The following is a 22342-nucleotide window of genomic DNA, read 5'->3' on the forward strand; positions in this document are numbered from 1 at the left end:
TCATGCGTGCTGAACCTTTTCTTGATAATTGGGCGTATCTCAAAGTTGAATTAAATTGGCTAGAACGATTGCTTTTAACCGCAGTCGCACGACAACGCAAAGACACAAAAACGATTGAGCGCATCTCGCAGACGAAAGCAGATCGCGTCACGAGTCATTGGTGGAAAGGAGTTGTAAATTTTGAGGAAGTCATCGCTTCTGACTCTCCAGCAGACCGACGCAAATCTGCACCCACTGCAAGCTATCAACAACAATTAGACGCGAGAATTCAAGCGAGTTGGCAAAAAGGAATCGGGTTAGCTTTACCGATATTATGCGATCGCTTAGAACTCAATCCGTTTGAAAAGAATGCGATTTTGATTGCGCTTGCCCCAGAAGTGCATCGTCGATACGCGCAAATGTATGGGTATTTGCAGACAGGAGAAGATACACCAGAACGACCAACGATCGATTTAGTGTTGCGCCTACTTTGTCGAACGGATGCCGAGTGGCGAATTGCGCGATCGAGCTTTCTCAGTTCCAGTCGGCTGATCCAATCGGGATTGATGACGGTCGAAGAACCCGATCAACTTTTTTTAATGCGATCTCTGAAGCTCTCAGAAGCGTGCGTCAATTACTTGCTGTCAGACGCAGCAGATTTTATGGAATTAGAAGAGTTATTAGAGCCTCAAGTCTCTGATGTCTTTGCGCGATCCGTGCCTCGCACGCCGATCGATTTAGTGCTTCCCGATCCAGTTTTAGAACAGTTGCAGCAAATCTGTAATCAAATTCAGTTCACGCCGCAGTTAAAGGCTTGGGGATTTCGACAATTGCCGGGTGTCAATGCTTTATTCATTGGTGCACCTGGAACGGGTAAAACGCTCTCGGTACAGTGGATCGCTCAGCAATTAGAAATGCCACTCACTGAAATTGATTTAGCGATCGTGGATCACCCTGCTGCGCTGATTGAGGATTTAATCGCTGAACCACCGATGGTGTTATTAATTAAATCGGCTGAGCGTTGGCTGAAGCGCTCTGCTCCAATCGAGAAAGTAATTGAATTAATCAATTCTCGTCGAACTTTTACCTGCTTTAGTGTCAGGCATCGGATCGCGGTGCCAATTGCATTGCGATCGCGCTTTCAATTCACGATCGAATTGCCGAAACCTGATGCGATGGCTCGTGTGCAATTGTGGAAACAAGCATTTCCGGCAGAAACGCCGCTGTCAGAATTCGATTGGCAAACTTTAGCAAAGCAGCATCGTTTGACGGGCGGAGAGATTCAAGCCATCGCCAAAGCTGCTGCAATTCAAGCGTTATCACAGGAGGCTTCGGAGATAACGCTTGATCATATTCTTCAGGTCTTGCGTTAGAGCGGTGTTTGAGTCGGAATCCCGATCGCTCTTGGAAATTCTCTCGGAGTTGGCTCGGTTTTGCGAATATATAAACAATGTCGAACGCCTTGAGTCAAAGGTGTTTCAAAGCGATCACACTCTTCCACTGCTCCACCCAATTGCTGCACCGCCTGATCGAGCGCGATCGCTTCTTCTTCTGTCCATTGACCTCGATAAAGCACTGCCAAGCCACCGACTTTCAACAGAGGCAACGCATATTCTGCACAGACAGGAGCGGCTGCCACTGCGCGAATGGTTGCGAGTTGGTAAGCTTCCCGATGTCCAGCAGATTGTCCAATCTGTTCTACTCGATCGCTGAGCAATCGCACATTGGTTAATCCTAAGGAGCGACTCGCATCCTGGAGAAAATTGATCTTTTTGCGGGTGGAATCAAGCAAGGTAACATTCCAACTCGGACGAGCGATCGCCATCGGAATGCCTGGAAATCCGGCTCCTGTCCCAATATCGATCGCGCTTAAACGCGATTGCGTCACTTTCGGGAAAACGCCTCTCAGTGAATCCCAAAGATGCTTTTCCCAAAAGTCAGACGGCTCTGTGATGCGAGTCAGGTTTTGCTGTTGATTGCCCTGAAGAATTAATTCATAAAAGGCTTGGAACTGCGATCGCTCCTGCTCACTCGGACACCAATTCAAAGTCGATTGCCACAGATCAGCGAACTCTGGCAGCGTTGCAACTAACATCCCACCCGCTCCAATTTCTGATCAACGAGATCCTGCGGCGAAACTTCTTTCAGTTCCCCGTGTTTCAATGTCCAACAGCGATCGGCAATTTCTAGCATATCGCCAGCATCATGCGAAACCACAAGCAAACTCCAATGCGTTTTGAGCTTTGCTAATAATCGCACCAACTGTCGCCGAATCGACCAATCGAGTCCCGCAGTCGGTTCGTCGAGTAACAAAATACTCGGCTGACGAATCAGTTGTACCGCCAAGGCAAGCCTGCGCTGTTGTCCACCGCTCAACGCATGAGGAGCCGTCGAAAGGGGAAGATGATCTAAGCTGACTTCTTGCAGAGCTTCGTGAATGCGATCGGAACTCAATTCCGGATGTCCCAACCGCAATTCTTCTAAAATCGTGCCGCCGCAAAAATGGCGCTCTGGAAACTGAAACACCAGTCCACAGAGTTGTTGCATATTCAGAAAATTCAATTCTTGTTCACGCCAGACAATTTCTCCGCTCGTATGCTCTGCCAATCCTGCCAAAATCTCTAGCAGCGTACTTTTTCCAGAACCGCTTGGACCAACAATCAAACTGCATTGCTGAGGCGCAACTTCTAGATTGATCGATTTCAAAATCGGTTCGGGAGTAGCCGTCGGATGATAAGACAAGTCGCGCAGATAAAGCATGAATTCAGACAGTTAAGGGGCAAGGCTCTCCGCATAGTTTACCCAAGTTCAGGGTTTTCCGGATGGCTGTCTCTATTGTGGCAAATCAGTGAAAGGACAAGCGCCTAAACTACGCAGTTGTGGAATGCTACCTGTGGAACTTGCGTGGAACTTGCGATCGCATAAGATCGTCAGTTAAAGCTCTGATTGCATCGAGAAATCAAACATATGGTTATGGTGAAGTGGGTATCGAGTCGGCTGGCTCAAAGTCTAAGTGCAGCAGCATTAATGATGGGAATGTTAGCGAGTCCGTCGCTCGCGAAAGATCCGTTTAGAACAACCAATCCCCGCGCCATTAGCACGCAAACAGAATCGGCGTTTCGGGCAATGTTTGAGAAAGGCAATTACACCGAAGCACAGAAAATTCTCAGTCAGGCAGATGCAAATGAGCCGCTTGCTTTCGCAATGAAAGCGATGATTGCGTACATGAATTTTCAAGGCGAATCGAATGCGGGACGTAAACAAGCTTTGCTCAGTGAATTTAAGGCAAATGCAGATCAAACTCGCACCGTTGCACAGGCATTACTGAAATCTGACCCGCTGCGAGGCAATCTCTACATGGCAGCAGGCACAATTCTAGATGGCGGTTATATTGCTGCAACAGAAGGCACAGTCAACGGTGTTCCGAGAATTCTGGGTAGTCTTCAGCAGGCATTTGGGTATTTAGACGCAGCAGAACGCATTGATGCCAAAGATCCTGAGTTAAATCTGGTCAAAGGCATGATCGATTTGGCACTAGCAACGAATTTGAGTTTGCCGTTATCCAGTCCAAAAGATGCGATCGCTCGACTCGAACAAACTGCCCAACCGCGTTATGTTGCCGATCGCGGTTTAGCAGTGGGATATCGAGATCTCAAGCAGTTTGATAAGGCAATGCAGGCGATCGATCGTGCGATCGCAGCGGCTCCGGATAATCCTGAATTGAGCTATCTGAAAGCGCAAATTTTTGTGCGGCAGGAGCGCTTAAATGAAAGCGTGCCTTTATTCCAGAAAGCCTTGAATAAAAAGGCTCAGCTTCCGCCAGCCACGGCAAACCAGATTCAGCGAGAATTCAACCGAGTTCAACAACGCCTGAGCGGACGCTAGAATGAATTTTGGCATTCAGGCAGTTCAACTTTTACCCTGCCTGAATTCTGAATCTTTTATGCGTGTTGAGTTTCGAGAATTTGATCCGTTTAACGTCTGGATCTGGATTGAGTTTAATACTGTGCCTTCTGAAATGGAGAAGCAGTATGTAGAAGAGACGTTTAGTTCCTGGTTTTTCCTCGGAAAACTGGGCGGTTTTAATGCGGAAAATCTGCAAGTCCAAGATGTCGGGCTAGAAGTCAGCTATATGCCCTACGACGAAAGTATTGCAGATAACAGCATGATGGCAGTCATGCACAATATGAGCGATTTTGAATATGAGGGCAATTGGGGACGCTGCTGGTTTGATCTCGGAACCAGTGATGCGATCGCGATAGACATTTTGCTCAATTCTCTCCGCCAACTGAGCAAGGATTTCGTCACCCTTGATCGAGTGATTGTCGGTGGAGAGAATGAAGACTGGCGCGTTCCAGGCAGTGGTGCAGGATTCGTAATGGAAGACAATCAGCGCAATTAGTCACGTTGCAATCTGCAATTCATAGCAGCATTGTGTCAGGTTTTGCTGAATTTGCTGCTCATCTAGGAATGCCTAAAATTTTGATTTAGCAAAGTTGTTTTACTGCTGCCTAGGAATTCCGTAATCATCGTGACGGGCATTCCTTGCTTTTTCAGGTTTAGCATGTGGTTTAGCAATCCTTCAGTTCAGGAGTTTGATTCAAAATCTGACTGCGAATTGAGGTGAATTCTGCATAGGCAGTCGCTGTATCGCGATCGCGGCGAAACACAGCCAAGTTGTGACAGTTTTGAAAGGCAAGCTTGATATTGAAATGCGATTCGACTGCGCCCCGAATTGCATCCCCTCCGACCATGCGTAACAATTGTCCTCGCGCCTGCTCGTTGGGCGGCGCGATCGCATGATTTGACCAGCCTAGGTTTTCTGCTTCGATCTCCTTGACCAGTGTTTCAACGATTCCCCAAGCGTAGGGCAATGACTGACGAATCGTTTCAACAAAAGCAGATTCGTCGATCGTATCCATTTCCGCCTGTTGCACCAATTCTGCACTCACATCTAGGGACATCTATTTTCTCCTTTCGCTAAAAGCTAGGTGATTCTAACACAGAGAATGAGAACAATTATCATTACAAAAATACGAGACGTGATTTAAACGCAACAAAAGCTTCTGAGTCACTCAGAAGCTTCTAACTTGCAAAAGCGGGCACCGGGAATCGAACCCGGATATCCTGCTTGGAAGGCAGGTGTTTTACCACTAAACTATGCCCGCGCGTTTCGGCGCTTAATTAGAATAGCATCTCTTCTTAGCAATTTCAACAACAATCTTTTCAAATTTCTTTTCAGATTTCAGACTTTTGTTGCTCAAGGAAGTGCACCTCTTACTCGACAGTATATTGCAATGCATTGAGTCTAGACTTTCAATATCATAAGAAATTTAAATTGTTCAAGATGGAACTGGCTATCCCCCTTTTATCTAGAGGGATTGAGGGATTCGTCTAGGCTGTGACCGACCTGCTTTGATCGTTTTACTGAGCCAAAAGCTCAGCTGCACGAAGACTCAATTTAGTAGAAACAGACACTTTGTTAATACTATGGACGAGGAAATTACAATCTTGTTATGATCCCCAATAATTAGATTCCTCATTTCATTGAGCTTCGCTGTCAACAGATTGGGGTTTCACATTATCAGGGTATGCCAGTCTACCAGGGGCAAGCATTCACACCTAGGGCATACGCAAGTTTTTAATCAATTCACGTTCGCAAAGAAGTCTCCTATCGTTTTGGATGAGGAGCAGTCTCATGTGTGTATCGTGCAGATTTGTGAGAGCGCTCAGTGTGATGTGCAGCCTGGAAACCATCCTTGAATTGACCTGCCCACATAAGATATGCAAAGTTTGACTGTAGCCGATTCATCGACCCAAGTTTCATCTGGGTATCCGCTCTCGCAGCAGCAACAAGGACTCTGGTTTCTGTACCAACTCGCTCCTGAAAGCAGTGCGTACAACATTTATCAAACCGTTCGCATTCGAGGCGAGTTTGATTTCAATGCTTGGCAACAGGCTTGGCAGCAGCTTTTTGAGGCACATGCAATTTTGCGATCGCGCTACCTCGACCTTAAAGGGCAACCCCTACGTATCATTGCTCCAGGCAGAATTCCTCTACGGTACATCCAGGCTTCTGACTGGAGAGCGTCCACCTTAAAGCGCCAGATCTTAGCTGAAACTACAAAATCCTTTCGACTCGAAACAGAACCCGCGATTCGAGTCAGCCTGTTTGAATGCAGCCCGCAAGAACAGATTCAAGTGATCACGATGCACCACATTGCAGGAGACATGTGGACATTTGATCTGTTGATTCAGGAATGGCAGCAACTTTATCATGCGCAACCTTTGCAGAAGCAACAGTTTGATTATGCTGACTATGTTCAGTGGCAGACGGAACTGCTGAGAAGCGATCGCGCAAAAGACTTACTTGACTTCTGGCAACATCAACTTGCAGGCGATCGACCTCAACTTGATCTGCCGAGTAAGCCCCGTATTCTACAGACTGAGCAAAGCGGCATTCAGTCGTTTCCGATGCCTCAGCAACTCGTTCAAGCCCTGAAATCTCTGGCTCAGGCTCAAGGGTATAGCCTCTATCGAGTTGTATTGACTGCTTTTCTAGTGCTGCTTTATCGCTATACAGAGCTAACTGATTTAACGATCGGGACTGCGATGGCAGGACGTTGGGGCGAGGAGCAATTTCGAGGGATGATCGGGTACTTCTCAAATATGCTTCCTTTGAGAGTGCCCATACAAGGAAAACTATCATTTGACAGGCTTTTGCAGCAGGTACATCAACGTGTCACCGAGGTACAAGCTCATCAGGATATGCCGTTTCAAGAGCTCGTCAAACAGCAGCGGGAAGAGTTGTTCTCGGTGACGTTTACTTGGCAGAAGCATCGTTGGTTGAATCAACTCGGTGAGGGGTTGCACCTCGAACCGTATTTACTAGAGCATCAAGGTGGAGCAACCTTTGATCTCGATTTGCAAGTGGTCGAGGCAGGCGATCGCTTTAATGTTGTTTGGCAATACAATGCCAATCGGTTTGAGGACAGCACGATCGCGCGCATGGCTCAGCAGTTTGAGACATTGCTCGAAAGCATCATTCACAATCCCCAAGAACGGATTTCTCACCTTGCAATCTTGCCCGTGCAGGAACAGCATCGACTGCTTGTAGAGTGGAATGCAACGGCACAGTCTTTTCCATCAGGTTGTGTGCATGAATTCATCTCAGTTCAGGCTGCAAAGACACCGAATGCGATCGCGATCGAGTTTGGTCAAGACCAGATAACTTATCAGGAACTCGAACAGAGATCGAATCAGCTTGCCCGTTACTTACAAGCAAAAGGTGTTCAGTCTGAAAGTTTAGTTGGCATTTGTATGCCGCGATCGATTGACTTTATTGTGGGAATTCTCGCCATTCTCAAAGCAGGCGGGGCGTTTGTTCCACTTGATCCAACCTATCCGAAAGAGCGTTTAGCCTTACTGATTTCAGATGCTCAAGTGACACTGCTCTTAACGCAGCAAAATTCAATGACTGAAATCGATTCGCCTGTCATTGATGTCGAGATTGCACAGGACGAAATTCGATCGTTCAGTTCAGAAACAATTCCGAGCAACGTCAAGCCCAACAATTTAGCTTATATTATTTACACTTCAGGCTCGACCGGAAGACCGAAAGGCGTAATGATTGAGCATCAGAGTATGATCAACCATCATTTCGCAGTGATCCAAGAATATGAGTTGAGGGAAACCGATCGAGTTTTACAAGCTTCTGCGTTGAGTTTTGATATTGCGATCGAAGAAATCTTTCCCACCTTAATGTGCGGTGCAAGGTTAGTTCTCAGATCTCCTGATTGTCTGCTTTCGACCCAACAGTTTCTGCAATTCATTGAAACTTATCAAATTACTGTCCTCAATCTCCCGACTGCACTGTGGCATCAAATTGTCTATGCGCTGGCAGAACTGAATTTGCACTTAACGTCTACCGTTCGATTAGTCGTTGTCGGTGGAGAGAAAGCCTCACGATCGACGTATCTGACTTGGCTCGAAAAAGTTGGGCAGCATCCCCGCTGGATCAATACCTATGGACCAACGGAAGCAACGGTGATTGCCACACTTTACGATCCAATTCGATCCGGATTCGACCAAGCGGAACTCTCGATCGGTAGTGCGATCGCGAATACTCAAACTTATGTTTTAGATGCGCAGATGCAGCCCGTTCCCATCGGAGTCACTGGAGAACTGTGGATTGGAGGAGTAGGCGTTGGGCGTGGCTATCTGCGTCGTCCTGAACAGACCAGAGAAAGATTTATCGAACATCAGTTTCCCGGACTGCCGAAAACTCGACTGTATCGAACAGGCGACTTAGTTCGATACCGCGAAGACGGCAAGCTTGAATATTTAGGCAGAAATGATGATCAGATCAAGATTCGAGGATTTCGGATTGAGCTAGGAGAAGTCGAATTTCAACTCACGCAACATCCTGCAATCACCACTGCGATCGTGCTTGCCCAAAATCAGCAACTCATCGCTTATGTGATTCCTCAAGCCTGTGTTGAACCTACGCAATTGCAGCAGTTCTTAAAGCAAAGACTTCCGAGCTACATGATTCCGAGTGCGTTTGTGGAATTAGAAACTTTTCCAATGACCCCAAACGGGAAAGTCGATCGCAAAGCACTGCTAAAAATTGCACCGTCAGTGCCGACCAGAGAGATTGCTCTACCAGAAACGAAACTAGAGCGTCAACTGGCTCAAATTTGGCAAGAGGCGTTGCAGGTTGAACCGATTGGATTAGATGATGACTTCTTTGATCTAGGCGGACATTCGCTCTTGATGCTGCGGTTGGCAGCAAAAATCGAGCAGGTTGTAGGCAAATCCGTATCAATGTCACTGCTCTATCAAGCACCGACGATTCGGCAATTAGCAACCGCGATCGCAGGTGAACCTCCTGATTTGTCAACCGATCTGATTCGATTTCAGGCAGGAGAACCAGGGCGATCGCCATTATTTTGCATTCCAGGAGCACTGGGAACCTTTCGAGTATGTGAGGGCTTACGGGCACAGCTCGATCCGCGCGTGCCCATTTATGGCATTCAAGAAATAGCCATGACTCGAAAAACAACACTCGAACAGATGGCAAGCCATGCAATTCGAGAAATGCAGACATTACAACCCGAAGGCCCATATTACCTTTTGGGCTACTCGATGGGCGCGATCGTCGCCTATGAAATTGCTCAACAACTTCATGCTCAAGGGCAATCGGTCGCCCTACTTGGCTTGATTGGGCCTGGCAATTTAGTGACGCTGCCCAAGTGGTTGTCTGTGCTCCACAACTTTCCCCAATTGCAGTTGCTGCTTGAACTCCTGACACGCTGGAATGCTTATGGGATAGAGATACGATCGCTAAATTTTGTCGATCGAGCTTGGCTTTTCTTCAAAAAAGCGAGTTGGAGCATCAAATTAGTCTTGAGAAGAATTCTGTTTGGGATACTGGAAACGGTGACACAAAGCATTGACTCGCGCTATCCCCAGTACGATCGCATCGCTCAGCGCTACCGTCCCCGCCCCAGTGCATTTCCCGTGCAATTATTTCTGTCGGAAGATGAGCTTGATCCGCCCGATCGCTGGGTCAGTTGGCGAATGCTGGCAGAAGACAAATTAACGGTACATATTTTGCCGGGAGATCATGTCACCTGTATCGACAGATCTGCGATCGCGCAACTCGTCAAAAAAATTGCTCATCTGCTGCCGCCCCCAAAAGCTGTATGATCCAATTTGCCTGCTCTCCGGTACAATGGAATATTTGTGCGGAAACAGTTGAAAACTGAGAACAAATTATTATGGCGAAGCGGATTCAGCTCGTCCTGACGCAGGACGTAAGCAAATTAGGACGGATGGGAGACTTAGTCGAAGTCGCGCCGGGATATGCAAGAAACTATCTCGTACCCCAAGGAAAAGCAACGAACGTCAACCCTGGAATTCTCAAGCAGGTCGCACGTCGTCGTGAGTTGGAAGAACAACGTTTGGCTGAATTGAAACAGCAAGCGCTCAAAATCTCGGCAGCGATCGAAGCTGCTGGCGGATTTGATATTGCGAAACAAGTCGGTGAAAACGATGCGATCTTCGGAACCGTAACGAACCAAGATGTCGCAGATGCAATCCAAGCAAAGACCAATCAAGAGGTCGATCGCCGCACGATTACACTGCCGGAAATTCACAAGATTGGAGAATACACCGCTCACGTGAAATTGCACCCCGACGTGACTTCTGCAGTCGTGATTCGAGTTGTTGCAAGCTAGTACTTAAATACTAAAAACTTGCTAAGATTAGAAATGCCTGTATATTGGGGGGTTGAATCCGCAGTTTTTGATTGGATTCAACCCCTCAATACATTCGCGCTCCTTCTACCCGCCCCCGCATCATGGTTCAAGAGTTTAGTTTTCAACCTGCAAACGATCGGATTCCGCCCCAAAATTTAGAAGCTGAAGAGTCAATTTTAGGCGGAATTTTGCTTGATCCTGAAGCGATTACGCGCGTGCTGGATATTCTGAAAACCGAGATGTTTTACAGTAGTGCGCATCAGGAGATTTATCGAGCATGTGTCGCACTGCATCAGCAGGGATCGCCGACCGATTTGATGAGTGTGACGACTTGGTTAATCGATCGAGAATTTTTAGACAAAGTGGGCGGGCAGTCAAAACTGGTGCAACTCGTCGATCGCACCGTGAGTGCCGTCAATATCGATCAATATGCACAGTTAGTGATTGATAAATATTTGCGGCGGAGACTGATCAGTGCTGGACATCAGATTTCACATTTAGGGCATGAAACCTCGAAAGAGTTAGAAAAAATTCTCGATGAAGCTGAACAAAAGGTGTTTAGCATTACCCAAGTCAGACCGAATCAAGGGTTAGTTCCGACTTCGGATATTTTGACAAAGACATTCTCAGAAATTGAAGAACGATCGGCAGGCATGGCTCTACCGGGACTCGCTTCTGGTTTCTATGATCTCGATGGCAAAACTCAAGGCTTTCAGCGATCGGATTTGATCATCGTTGCAGGTCGCCCGTCAATGGGAAAATGCCTTGCTCACGACGCAGAATTAGTGTTAGCAGATGGCTCTATCTCAACGATCGCAGAAATCTATCAAAATCGCCAAGCCCAATTACTCACCCTCAATGACAATTGGAAGTTTTCGATCACTGAACCTTCTGCCTTTGTCGATGACGGAATTAAGCCTGTTTTCCGAGTCACAACTCGCTTAGGTAGAACCGTCGAAACAACGCTAAGTCACCCCTATTTGACTTTAGATGGATGGTTGCCTTTAGCTCATGTGAAAGTGGGCGATCGCATAGCAGTTCCACGCATCATTGACGTTTTTGGGACACAAACCCTTCGAGCTTGTGAAATTAAGCTGTTGGGCTACTTGATTGGAGATGGGTGTCTGACGAAAGGTTCGCCAGAGTTTACTAACATCAATCCATTGATTCAAGCAGATTTCGTTGAAGCGGTATCTGAATTGGGTGATCTACGCGTTCAGAAAACCGATTCTAATGGCACACGAACCCCGTCTTTCCGAATTGCTTCAGCATCGGGTGGCGGTCATGGAAGTAACGCACTCACGAACTGGCTGAGAACACTGAATCTTTACGGCAAATCAGCACACGAAAAAACGATCCCAGAGCCAATTTTCCAATTAACGCGATCGCACATTGCACTTTTCCTGAATCGGCTTTTTGCAACAGACGGTTGGGCAAGTGTTTTGGCAAGTGGACAGTCTCAACTCGGCTACGCAACAGTTAGCGAGAAATTAGCTCGCCAGATTCAACACTTACTGCTGCGATTTGGCATTATTGCAAGACTGAAATTGAGAAGGGTGAAATATCAGGGCGAGCGGCGGTTAGCTTGGCAACTTGATATTACCGATGCTCGATCGATTCAAACATTCATCACAGAGATCGGCATTTTTGGCAAAGAAGCGGCATTACTTCAGGTTGAAGCTGCGATCGCGGTTCGGAAATACCAAACCAATCGTGACTTAATTCCGATCGAAGTTTGGCAACAGCTTGAAGTCGCGCGGCAGGGCGAACCTTGGAGCCAGCTTGCACAACGGGCAGGAATCGCAGGATCTTCCAATATTCATGTTGGAAAACGCGCCCCGACGCGCGATCGCCTCATGACTTTAGCGACTGCGCTTCAGCATCCTCAACTTCAAGAACTTGCCGACAGTGATGTTTATTGGGATGAGATTGTCTCAATTGAATCAGTTGGCGAAAAGCAAGTCTACGATTTGACGATTCCAACAACCCATAACTTTGTCGCAAATGACATCTGTGTGCATAACACTGCCTTTTGTCTCGGTTTAGGGCGGAATATTGCGGCTCAATACAAGCTTCCTGTCGCTGTCTTTAGCTTAGAAATGTCGAAAGAGCAGATCGTGCAGCGCTTACTCGCAAGTGAGGCAAGAATTGAGAGTGGAAGATTGAGATCGGGAAGAATTGCTCAACACGATTGGGAGCCTTTGAGCAATGCGATCGGGCAACTTTCCAATTTAAGAATTTTCATTGACGATACCCCCAATATCAGCGTTGTCGAAATGCGATCGCGCGCTCGTAAACTGCAAGCTGAGCAAGGCGGCGCACTCGGAATGATTCTCATTGACTACCTGCAACTGATGGAAGGGAATGGCAGTGAAAATCGCGTTCAAGAACTGTCTCGAATTACACGCGCCTTAAAAGGTCTTGCTCGTGAGTTGAACGTGCCCGTCATTGCGCTCTCGCAATTAAGTAGAAGTGTAGAAGCTCGCGCTGATAAACGCCCAATGATGTCAGATCTGCGCGAAAGTGGTTCGATCGAGCAAGATGCCGACCTTGTGATGATGCTTTACCGCGACGAATACTACAATCCAGACACCCCCGATCGCGGCATTGCAGAAGTGCTGATTACTAAACATCGCAATGGACCCACTGGAACGATCAAACTGCTCTTTGAGCCACAATTTACTAAGTTCTTGAATCTTGCGGTCTCGAATCGATCGACCTACGAATAAAACCCGCCAACTTACTGATTCAAATCCGTGAGAATCCAGTAAGATAAGTGACAGATTCGGAATCGCTATCACGCCTACCAATGGTTGAGTCAAGACTGATTACTGGTCAGCTTGTGGAACTCCCCAAGTATCGAGTTCGAGAAAGCATTAAAGCAAAACACGTCAGCCTAAAAATGACGGTGCAGGGCGGCTTAGAAGTCATCATCCCTCGCGGATTTGACCAAAGCCGTATCCCGGAAATTTTGCATACCAAACAAAGTTGGATCGAGCGCACGATTGGGCGGCTCGAAGCCCAACGGCAGCAATTGTCGATCGACCCCTGCCCGCCTTTGCCAGAGCAAATGATCCTCAGAGCGATCGACCAAACTTGGGAGATTGACTATCAGCCAACTGGCTTCTCGCGGGTCACTCTGACTGAAAAGGGCAAATCCCGCCTGATCTTGCGCGGCAGTACTCACAACGAAGACCTCTGCAAAGCACTACTCCAACAGTGGCTCGCCCATAAAGCGTATCAGCGGCTCGTGCCCTGGCTCTGGTCAGTCAGCCAAGAGCTAGAACTTCCGTTTCACAAAGCCTCGATTCGCGGACAAAAAACTCTTTGGGCAAGCTGCTCGCAACAATACAACATCAGCTTGAACTACAAACTATTATTTTTGCCCCCGGCACTTGTGCGATATGTCTTTGTGCATGAGCTATGTCACACCATCCATCTCAATCACTCGCCGCGATTCTGGGCACTTGTACAGGAAAAAGATCCCACCTATAAAGCGATCGACCAAGAACTCCGACGCTCGAGTCACTATGTCCCCGGATGGTTAGAACCGAGTGGAATCAAGGAATAAGTCGCTCTTTTGATAGGGGATGAAACCGACTCAAACTTTATAAGATGCGAAGGTTTTTCATCCCCGTCATTGAATATGACCGAACCCACTGAACGTCTGCCCAGTCCAACGAACGACACCCCTCCAAAGAAACAGAAGATTGTCAATCCCGATGATCTCGTTTATCGGGGTGGCACAGATGCCGATCCCAGAGAACTCGTTGAAAACCCCGCCGTCACGCCGGAAATGTTGAATGAACCCGGTGATCTTAGAGATGATTTGCTGGAAGAAGATTAACGCAACCATGACTTTAGACCTAGGTTTTGACAAAAAGTGATCTCTATCACAGGAAGGATGAATCAAGCTTCATGATAAATTTACAGTTGGCTTCAGCCCGTAATTTTGCCGTGCTAGTTCATTTCGTGACGATCGCGCATTCATGCTAAGTAGAGATGTTCGCTCGTCTCCGCTTGGCAGTATTGTTCCACGATCAACACTTTGAACTTCTGAATGCGCTGGCTCCTCAGATTGCTTGTTGTCTTATCTGGCGTGTAATGAAAGTAGCCCTAGTTCATGACTATCTAACGCAAAAAGGTGGTGCAGAGCGGGTCTTTGAGATGCTGTGCAAGCGCTATCCGGATGCAGATATCTTTACATCGCTATATGAGCCGGAAGCGTCGATCGACTTTGGCGATCGCGAAGTTTTCACAACCTATTTGCAAAAAATCCCCCAAGCCTCTCGCTACTTCAAACTGCTTGCCCCCCTTTATTACTCTGCATTTCGGGCACTCGATTTGCGCGAATATGACTTAATTATCAGCAGCACAACCAGCTTTGCAAAAGGTGTCAGAAAGCGCCCCGATGCAAAGCACATTTGTTTTTGTCATAACATCACGCGATTTCTCTGGGACACGAAGACCTATCTGCGCGAATACACCGCTTATCGCCGCTTTATGCCCGTCATTGAACAAATCTTTCGGGCAATGCGCAAGACCGACTTGACCTATGCACAAGAGCCGGATGTTTACATTGCCAACTCTCGAACTGTGGCACAGCGCATCGAGCAAATCTATCAGAAGCCAGCGCAAGTGATCAATTGCCCGATCGATACACAAAAGTTTGCGTTTTCTAGTCAGAAAGAAGACTTTTACCTCGCTTCGGCACGATTAGTCAGCTACAAACGCCTAGATGTTGTCGTTGAAGCTTTTAACTGGTTGGGGTGGAATTTATTGATTACGGGAGATGGACCTGAACGCGATACGCTAGAAGCACGTGCAATGCAGAATGTTCAATTTTTGGGGCATGTCAGTGATGCAGAACGCAGGCGGCTTTTATCTAAATCTCGATCGGTGATTGTCATGGCATTGGAAGACTACGGACTCGTTCCCGTCGAAGCCAATGCGAGTGGAACTCCCGTCATTGCTTACGGGGAAGGCGGTGTGCTCGATACCCAAATCCCTGGGATCACCGGAGTCTTTTTCAATTCACAGACTCCTCACGCGTTGCATCGAGCGCTTTTGCAAGCTCGATCGATGGAATGGAACTATCAAACGATCCGAGACCATGCTGTGAGTCGGTTCTCAGAAGATGTTTTCTTTCAATCGGTCGATCAACTCATCTTAGACGTCTGTGGCACTGGGTAAGTCGGATCTGAGCGGTTTTTCTAGAGTTTGGAGTTTCCTGAGTTTTTGAATTTAATGGAGTACCGTAATCGTGGCGCAAAGCAATATCACCCTCTTCAATGCTTCTCCGCACGCTCAAGAACCTGATCCGGGGTATGGACAGCTGTTTGGCGTACTGCTCCGGCGAAAACTTTGGTTTCTCGGTGCATTAGCTGGAACTTTAGCATTGGCAGCAGGCGTGACTGCCGTCTTACCGCCGACGTACCGCAGCACGATGCAATTGATGGTGGAGTCGAACTATCGCGAGCGGCGATCGCCTAATGATACTCGTCCTTCTTTTGCAGATCCCAACGTGGAAACCGATGCCGCAACTCAAGTGAACTTGATGCGGAGCGGTCAACTTTTACAGCGCGCAGTCGATCAGTTGAAACCTCGGTACAGCGATATTGATGTCGATCGGTTACGAAAACGTCTCAACATTGCCCAAGTTCAGGAACTACGCGGAAATGAGCGTGTGACGACAAATTTGGTCGAAGTCACTTACATCGACCACGATCGCATTAAGACGCGCGAAGTTCTCAAAGCTTTAGAGAAGGTTTATCAAGACTACAACCTTGAACAGCAGCGCAATCGATTGACCAAGGGGTTGTCTTTTATCGATCGCCAGATTCCAGAGGTTCAAGCCAAAGTCAACCAAGCAGAGTCAAATCTCGAACGATTCCGCAGCACCTCGAATTTAGTTGATCCCGAAGTGCAAGCAAAGTCGCTCGTTGATTCGTTGAAAGAACTCCAGCAAAATCAGCAAGAAAATCGAGGTCTGCTTGCGAGTTCACGGGCGAAATTTATTGCATTACAGCAGCAGTTACAGCGATCGCCCGGACAAGCAACCGTTGCTGCCCGACTGAGTCAATCGAAGCAGTATCAAGCACTTCTGGCTGAGATTCAGAAGACTGAAGTGGAATTAGCTCAGATGCAAACCAAGTTTACTAGCAATACTCCACAAGTACAGCAACTTGCCGAACAGCGACAGCGACAAGTGTCTTTGCTGCAACAAGAAGCCCAACGAATTTTAGGTTCAGAAGCAGGCGCAGCATCGAGTGAAAGCCTGTTTGCAACCGGGCAGTTAGGCGAGAACGATTTGAAGTTTGCCAGTGACTTAACCGATGCCCAGGTTGAATTCTTTGGCGCCCGAGCGCGCGATCAAGAACTGGCGCGAACCGAGCAGCAGCTTCGAGGACAGCTTCAGCGATTCCCATCCTTGCTTGCTGAATACAATCGCTTGCAGCCGCTTGTGACCTTGAATCGCGACACCTTGGATGAATTACAAAAAGCGCGCCAGGACTTGAGCTTGGAGATCGCGCGAGGTGGTTTTGATTGGCAAATGGTCGAACAACCGAAGTTGGGCAGGCAAGTCGGTCCAAGCTGGATGAGAAATCTACTGATTGGCGCGGCGGGGGGCTTGATGCTCGGCTGTGTCGCAGCCTTCTTACGCGAGTCAGCTGATAAGTCGATTCGGACTTCTGAGGATCTCACCAAAGAAGCTTCGATTCCATTAATTGGCATGGTTCCAGAGCTACCTATGTCTGAACTGATGCCGACGACCCCCAATTTTGCCTTTAGTCGCAATGCGTTTGAAGAGAATTCTTCAATGCTGCAAGTTCTGCATTGGGCACCGTTTAGAGAATCATTAGATTTAATTTACAAGAATCTGCAATTGATGACTGATGGCGATCCGCTCAAGTCTTTGGTGGTTACTTCAGCGTTAGCGGGTGAAGGAAAGTCAACGGTGGCATTGGGTTTAGCGATTAGTGCAGCACGTCTGCATCAGCGAGTATTGCTGATCGATGCAGATTTGCGTCGCCCCGGATTGCATAAACAGTTGCAGTTGCCGAACGATCATGGATTATCCACTTTATTGACAAGCGATCGCGCAATCACTCAAGGTGCGATTCAGCCTGCAAGTACTTATAGTGATTTGCCGATTTCAGTGCTCACGGCGGGATCATCGCCTTCAGATTCCGTCAAGTTACTGAGTTCTAAGCGGATGCGTGACTTAATGACTCTGTTTGAGCAACATTACGATTTAGTGATCTTAGATGCGCCGCCTGTTCTCGGCATTGTCGATGCACTCCTTGCCTCTTCTTGTAGTGACGGAGTACTGCTGGTCGGGCGCATGGGGCATGTTCAGAAATCTGAAATTGCACAAGCTGTCGGAATGTTAAATCGTCTCAATCTTGTAGGGGTCGTCGCAAATTGTGCAGAAAGTGGCAATAGTTACTATTATCGATCGAGCACAGCTTCAGTCTAATGAGACGTAAAAAACTAAGAACATTGAGTATTTTTTGAAGTGCTCAATGTTCTTTTTTTAATCTTGATTTTGTGACAGTCCAATTGGAATATGCCTTTGGTCATAGCCCGAAATCATTTAATTTGTTCTGAATAAATGGCATTCAGAACAATCAATAAATACAGAGATAAAAATGTAATTAATGCATCAATTCATCTCTGAGAAGCCAATCGGAAAAAGCATTTTAGTCAATTCAGGTATAGAAAATCACTAATAAGCTGATAGAGCAAATTCAAAAGTTGCTGAGAGAAATCTGCATAAATAAGATGAATTTAGACTGGTAATTTTTAGGAATCAGAAAACATAATGAATCATCCCTAAAGTAGATAAAACTCTCCCAAAACCTACTAAGATATAATGTGATTAATTATCTGAGTAGTAGAGGAAATGGCAGAGAAATTCTGAACGTTTCTGAGGGATTAATCGAATTGATACTAGATTGGCTTTCAAAGATTTGATCTGCATATCGCGAGTTTACCGGATGGCTCATGACAACTTTTGATCCGCTATTTTTGCAAGAAACGCAAAGCTCTACTTGGGAAAAGTCAGAGCTAGAAACCCTGCGGTGTTCTCTGTACTGGCGGCAACAGCAACTTTTAGTCTTGCAGCCTCCTGTATCAAAAGCTGGACAGAGCAGCGATCGCACTCAGCGCGCTTCCTCAATTCGCCCACTTCGTGATCCAAACTGGCTTTCAGAATGCCTCAAGCGATCAACCGTACAACTTGTGCGAGCTGATCTCGACCTGGGAGAGCCTGCTCTTAAATCTTGGGCAGAAGCCTGTGAATCTTCTGGCAAAGCCCTGTATTTGCGACTTCCGAGTGCTGCGTATCTTCCCCACAAACACAGAGGCTGGCGTTGGGGTTGTAAGCGCGTTGCAGATTGGATATTAGCAGGAGTGGGTCTGATAGTGCTCAGTCCGATCTTGCTTGTCATTGCACTCGCGATCGCGCTAACCTCTCCCGGCTCGATTTTCTTTAGCCAGTGGCGAGTCGGAAAGCGAGGCAAGTTATTTCGAGTGCTGAAATTCCGTACCATGACGATGAATGCAGATCAGCAGCACCATCGAGTCATGGCAGATCAATCGATTCACTGTCTGCACAAGCGAGAAGACGATCCGAGAATTACCGTGATCGGGAAATGGCTGAGACGCTATAGCCTTGATGAGTTACCTCAGTTGATCAATGTACTCCGGGGTGAGATGAGTTTAGTTGGACCAAGACCTTGGGCGCTTTATGATGCAGTGCGGCTCAGTGCTGATATGCAATTGCGTTTGAATGCTCTCCCTGGAATGACTGGAGCTTGGCAAGTGAGTGGGCGATCGACTCAATTAGATCTAGAAACCGTGAGCCAACAGGACTTAGACTATCTGCACAATTGGTCATTTCGCGGTGATATTCAAATCTTATTGCGGACACTTCCGAAGGTATTGTCTGGATTCGGAGCTTTTTAGAGGCTGTTTGCACTGTATCGCAAGTTTTCTGACCCGTGTTAGATCTTTTATGAGGCTTATCCTGAATGCCTTGGGTTCCGCATTATCTCAGACGAGGCGTAAGACAATGGTTTGGGGCGACTCGGTTTTGGCAAGAAAATGAGTTTTTTATCCGAGAATTTCGTCACTTTCCCAACATCGCGATCGCTGCTATTTTGTTTGCACTTGGTTCAGCCGCGTTTGAGGGATTTGGATTTGGGTTTCTCCTCGCATTTTTGCAAAGCCTAGTTAGTCCAACGCTCGAACCGTTTCAAACCGGGATGCATTGGTTCGATGTTTGGATTTTGGGCATCGATCGCGATGCGACCGAACGGCTGCTGCGGGTTTCGGGTCTGATTTTATGTTCAGCTTGGATTCGGGCTGGATTTAATTATCTGACTCAGATTTACACTGAACTGACGCAGCAAACTTTAGTCGATCGCTTACGCACGCAAATTTTCGAGCAGCTACAGTCGTTGAGTCTAAGCTATTTCAATCGTGTTTCGTCCGGTGATTTGGTCAATACATTAACGAATGAGATTGGCAGACTCAATTTTGCATTTACGCTCATCGCTTTTATTATCACAAAAGGATTAACTTTAACCGTCTACGCCGTGTTGCTTTTTACGATCTCATGGCAGTTGACGCTGACATCACTCGTCTTATTCACACTCGTCGCCGTCTGTTTGTCGAATGTGAATGAGCGTGTCCGCAACAGTAGTGTTGATGTTTCGCGCGCGAATGCCCAATTTACTGCAACGGCACTGGAATTTATCACAGGTATTCGCACCGTACAAGCGTTTGCGACCCAAGAGTATGAGCGTGATCGCTTCTATGAAGCTAGCTCCAACATTGTTAAAGCGGGCATGAAAGCGATTCGCCAATTTGCGATTGTGCGTCCCCTCGCTGAAGGATTAGCAACGACCGTTTTGATCAGCATGATTGTTTTAGCAATCACGATTTTTGTGAAGCAGGGGAGTTTACAAACTGCCTCTTTACTGACTTTTTTGTTTATCTTGTTTCGGCTCGTTCCAGCCATATATGAGATGAATACGAGCCGAGTGCAACTATTGTCAGCGACGGGCGCGATTCGGAATGTGCGGGAACTGTTAGCGCGAGAAGATAAACCGTATTTGCAAGAGGGAGATCGCATTTTTACAGGGTTGCATCAGTCGATCGAGTTCTTCACGGTTGATTTCGGATATGACGCAAATCATATCGTCCTTCGAGATGTCTCCCTCTCGATTCCGAAGGGAAAAGTGACGGCGATCGTGGGCGGATCGGGAGCCGGAAAAACAACGCTCGTCGATTTGATTCCCAGGTTTTACGATCCGAGTGCTGGCTATGTCTTGTTTGATGGCAAAGATGCGCGATCGTTTACTGTGAAATCGTTGCGGCAGAAGATTGCGATCGTCAGTCAAGATACCTTTATTTTCAATACGACCGTTCGGGAGAACATTGCTTATGGGTTAACCAACATGACTGACGAACAGATTTGGCAGGCTGCGGTGCAGGCGAATGCACTGGCATTTATCTTAGAAATGCCGGAGAAATTTGAGACGATTTTGGGCGATCGCGGCGTGCGATTATCTGGAGGACAGCGGCAAAGATTAGCGATCGCGCGGGCATTGCTCCGTGATCCAGAAATTTTGATCTTAGATGAAGCAACCAGTGCATTAGATTCTGAATCAGAGCGATTGATTCAACAGTCTCTAGAGCAATTGTCGAAAGGCAGAACCGTAATTACGATCGCGCATCGGTTATCGACGATTATGCGCGCGGATCAAGTAGTGGTGATGGAGCAGGGGCGGTTAGTCGAGCAAGGTCGATATCAAGAGTTGCTAGAGCGACAAGGGCGGCTTTGGCACTATCACCAAATTCAGCATGAAATGCGATCGAGTGAAAAGGCGTAGGGAGTGGAGAGAAAACATCATTAGGTTGCAAAACGGATGCATTTGATTGTTCTTGAAAATCACACAACGACTCAACGCGGCGGGCAGGAATTAAATCTACTCGAAATCTGTCGAGGGCTATTCCAACGCGGGCATCGGATTACTTTGCTTTATCTCAAACCGGGTGATCTACTTCCGCAGTATGCTTCATTTTGCGATCGCACCATTCCCATCTCTGCTTATGGTTTCGATTGGCGAAGCTTGAAGAGTATTCTGAAATTTCTTCCTAGCCTGATCCAACTTTGGCAAATTCCGAAGGCTAAAAATTCATTGATTTTTTGCAATGACTATCATTTTTCGTTATTTGCTTATGCTCTTTCTTCTTTTCGGCACATTCCTTATGTGTGCTATTTACAACTACCGCCGCTGAATCTCAATCATCAGCGAAAATTTGGATTGCGAGACGTCGATCGTTTTATTGCAGTTTCAGAACAAACCAAGCAAGATTGGGTCAAGTTTGGCATCAAAAGCGATCTAATTCATGTGGTCTACAATGGTGTCGATCTGAATCGATTTCAACCTGCTGAAAATTATATTTCTATCCAACAAAAACTAGGTATCACCGACAACACTAAAATCATCTCTTATATCGGTAGAATTGACCGTGAAAAAGGGCTAGAAACTCTGATCAAAGCAACAGCAGCTTTAATCAAGAAAGGAAAAAGAATTCAGACATTGATTGCAGGAAAACCTGTAACCCACTACAGTTTTTCCAAAGGGCACGAGTGTGAGGATGAAGGGATGAATTACCTCAGATCCCTGATCGAGTTAGCCGAAACATTCGGAATCCGCGATCGCGTGAAATTCCTGGGACATCTCACCGATCCTGTATCGCTTTATCAAGCCAGCGATGTGAATGTTTTACCGAGCATTTGGAACGAACCCTGTAGCTTAGGATTGTTTGAATCCTTAGCCTGTGGCGTTCCAAAAGTTGCCAGTCGAATTGGCGGAAATCCAGAAATTCTCACTCATGAATTTGCAGACTTATTATTTGAGCCAGGGAACGAGCAAGATTTAGCAGAAAAGCTCGATCGCATTTTAGATTGGCGAACCGAAGATCCGTCTTTAGGGAGTAGATGTCGGCAACATATCTCACAGTATTTTACGCATGAAAACATGGTGAACGGTATCGAAAAAAGCCTATTCGATCTAACAAGCTGA

The 22342-nt window shown here is 47.0% G+C and carries 16 protein-coding genes and 1 tRNA gene; 13 read left to right on the plus strand and 4 right to left on the minus strand.

Annotation, left to right across the window (positions count from 1 at the left end; genetic code table 11):
- Positions 1-2 precede the first annotated feature (2 nt).
- Positions 3-1352, plus strand: coding sequence for an AAA family ATPase (locus LEPBO_RS40445; protein ID WP_017291046.1), 1350 nt, complete (start codon positions 3-5; stop codon positions 1350-1352).
- Here LEPBO_RS40445 and rsmG read toward each other — a convergent pair.
- Together rsmG and LEPBO_RS0128715 are read right to left on the minus strand one after the other, a co-directional pair.
- Positions 1349-2074 carry a 16S rRNA (guanine(527)-N(7))-methyltransferase RsmG gene (gene rsmG, locus LEPBO_RS0128710; RefSeq protein WP_017291047.1) on the minus strand — a complete coding sequence of 242 codons (726 nt, stop codon included), beginning with the start codon at positions 2072-2074 and terminating at the stop codon, positions 1349-1351. The genes LEPBO_RS40445 and rsmG overlap by 4 nt on opposite strands.
- Positions 2068-2739 carry an ABC transporter ATP-binding protein gene (locus LEPBO_RS0128715; RefSeq protein ID WP_017291048.1) on the minus strand — a complete coding sequence of 224 codons (672 nt, stop codon included), beginning with the start codon at positions 2737-2739 and terminating at the stop codon, positions 2068-2070. Before LEPBO_RS0128715 ends, rsmG begins: the two co-directional genes overlap by 7 nt.
- Positions 2740-2946: 207 nt before the next feature.
- Here LEPBO_RS0128715 and LEPBO_RS0128720 point away from each other — a divergent pair, with 207 nt between their 5' ends.
- Together LEPBO_RS0128720 and LEPBO_RS38570 are read left to right on the plus strand one after the other, a co-directional pair.
- Positions 2947-3864 (plus strand): Sll0314/Alr1548 family TPR repeat-containing protein, encoded by a 918-nt coding sequence (locus LEPBO_RS0128720; protein WP_036044956.1) that lies wholly within the window; start codon positions 2947-2949, stop codon positions 3862-3864.
- Position 3865: 1 nt separating this feature from the next.
- Positions 3866-4381 (plus strand): DUF3531 family protein, encoded by a 516-nt coding sequence (locus LEPBO_RS38570; RefSeq protein ID WP_017291050.1) that lies wholly within the window; start codon positions 3866-3868, stop codon positions 4379-4381.
- A gap of 169 nt (positions 4382-4550) precedes the next feature.
- Here the strand turns inward: LEPBO_RS38570 and LEPBO_RS0128730 are convergent, their stop codons facing one another.
- A complete protein-coding gene (locus LEPBO_RS0128730; protein WP_017291051.1) occupies positions 4551-4943 on the minus strand; it encodes an SCO5389 family protein in 393 nt (130 codons plus the stop codon).
- 133 nt (positions 4944-5076) lie between these two features.
- A tRNA-Gly gene (locus LEPBO_RS0128735) sits at positions 5077-5147 on the minus strand.
- Positions 5148-5763: 616 nt separating this feature from the next.
- Between LEPBO_RS0128735 and LEPBO_RS38575 the strand changes: the two genes are divergently transcribed.
- The 10 genes from LEPBO_RS38575 to LEPBO_RS0128785 all read left to right on the plus strand — a co-directional run bounded on the left by LEPBO_RS38575 (position 5764) and on the right by LEPBO_RS0128785 (position 22342).
- Positions 5764-9690: a non-ribosomal peptide synthetase gene (locus tag LEPBO_RS38575; RefSeq protein ID WP_017291052.1), complete on the plus strand. Its 3927-nt coding sequence runs from the start codon at positions 5764-5766 to the stop codon at positions 9688-9690.
- 71 nt (positions 9691-9761) lie between these two features.
- The gene (rplI, locus tag LEPBO_RS0128745) at positions 9762-10220 is read left to right on the plus strand and encodes a 50S ribosomal protein L9 (RefSeq protein WP_017291053.1); all 459 of its coding nucleotides are present in this window, start codon (positions 9762-9764) and stop codon (positions 10218-10220) included.
- Between the two features lie 71 nt (positions 10221-10291).
- Entirely contained in the window at positions 10292-12970 is a 2679-nt protein-coding gene (gene dnaB / locus LEPBO_RS0128750) for a replicative DNA helicase (RefSeq protein WP_317135200.1), read from the plus strand.
- An 80-nt stretch (positions 12971-13050) separates the two neighbouring features.
- Complete coding sequence (locus LEPBO_RS0128755; RefSeq protein WP_017291055.1) at positions 13051-13812, plus strand: M48 family metallopeptidase; 762 nt, start codon at positions 13051-13053, stop codon at positions 13810-13812.
- 75 nt (positions 13813-13887) lie between these two features.
- A complete protein-coding gene (locus LEPBO_RS0128760; protein WP_017291056.1) occupies positions 13888-14088 on the plus strand; it encodes a hypothetical protein in 201 nt (66 codons plus the stop codon).
- Positions 14089-14243: 155 nt separating this feature from the next.
- The gene (locus LEPBO_RS0128765; protein WP_017291057.1) at positions 14244-15434 is read left to right on the plus strand and encodes a glycosyltransferase; all 1191 of its coding nucleotides are present in this window, start codon (positions 14244-14246) and stop codon (positions 15432-15434) included.
- 70 nt (positions 15435-15504) lie between these two features.
- Positions 15505-17721 carry a GumC family protein gene (locus LEPBO_RS0128770; protein ID WP_017291058.1) on the plus strand — a complete coding sequence of 739 codons (2217 nt, stop codon included), beginning with the start codon at positions 15505-15507 and terminating at the stop codon, positions 17719-17721.
- Between the two features lie 527 nt (positions 17722-18248).
- Positions 18249-19211, plus strand: coding sequence for a heterocyst development glycosyltransferase HepC (gene hepC, locus LEPBO_RS0128775; RefSeq protein ID WP_017291059.1), 963 nt, complete (start codon positions 18249-18251; stop codon positions 19209-19211).
- 65 nt (positions 19212-19276) lie between these two features.
- Entirely contained in the window at positions 19277-21142 is a 1866-nt protein-coding gene (hepA, locus tag LEPBO_RS0128780) for a heterocyst formation ABC transporter subunit HepA (RefSeq protein ID WP_017291060.1), read from the plus strand.
- Between the two features lie 36 nt (positions 21143-21178).
- On the plus strand, positions 21179-22342 hold the full coding sequence (locus LEPBO_RS0128785; RefSeq protein WP_017291061.1) for a glycosyltransferase family 4 protein: 1164 nt from the start codon (positions 21179-21181) through the stop codon (positions 22340-22342).

The sequence above is a fragment of the Leptolyngbya boryana PCC 6306 genome (assembly GCF_000353285.1).
Taxonomy (GTDB): domain Bacteria; phylum Cyanobacteriota; class Cyanobacteriia; order Leptolyngbyales; family Leptolyngbyaceae; genus Leptolyngbya; species Leptolyngbya boryana.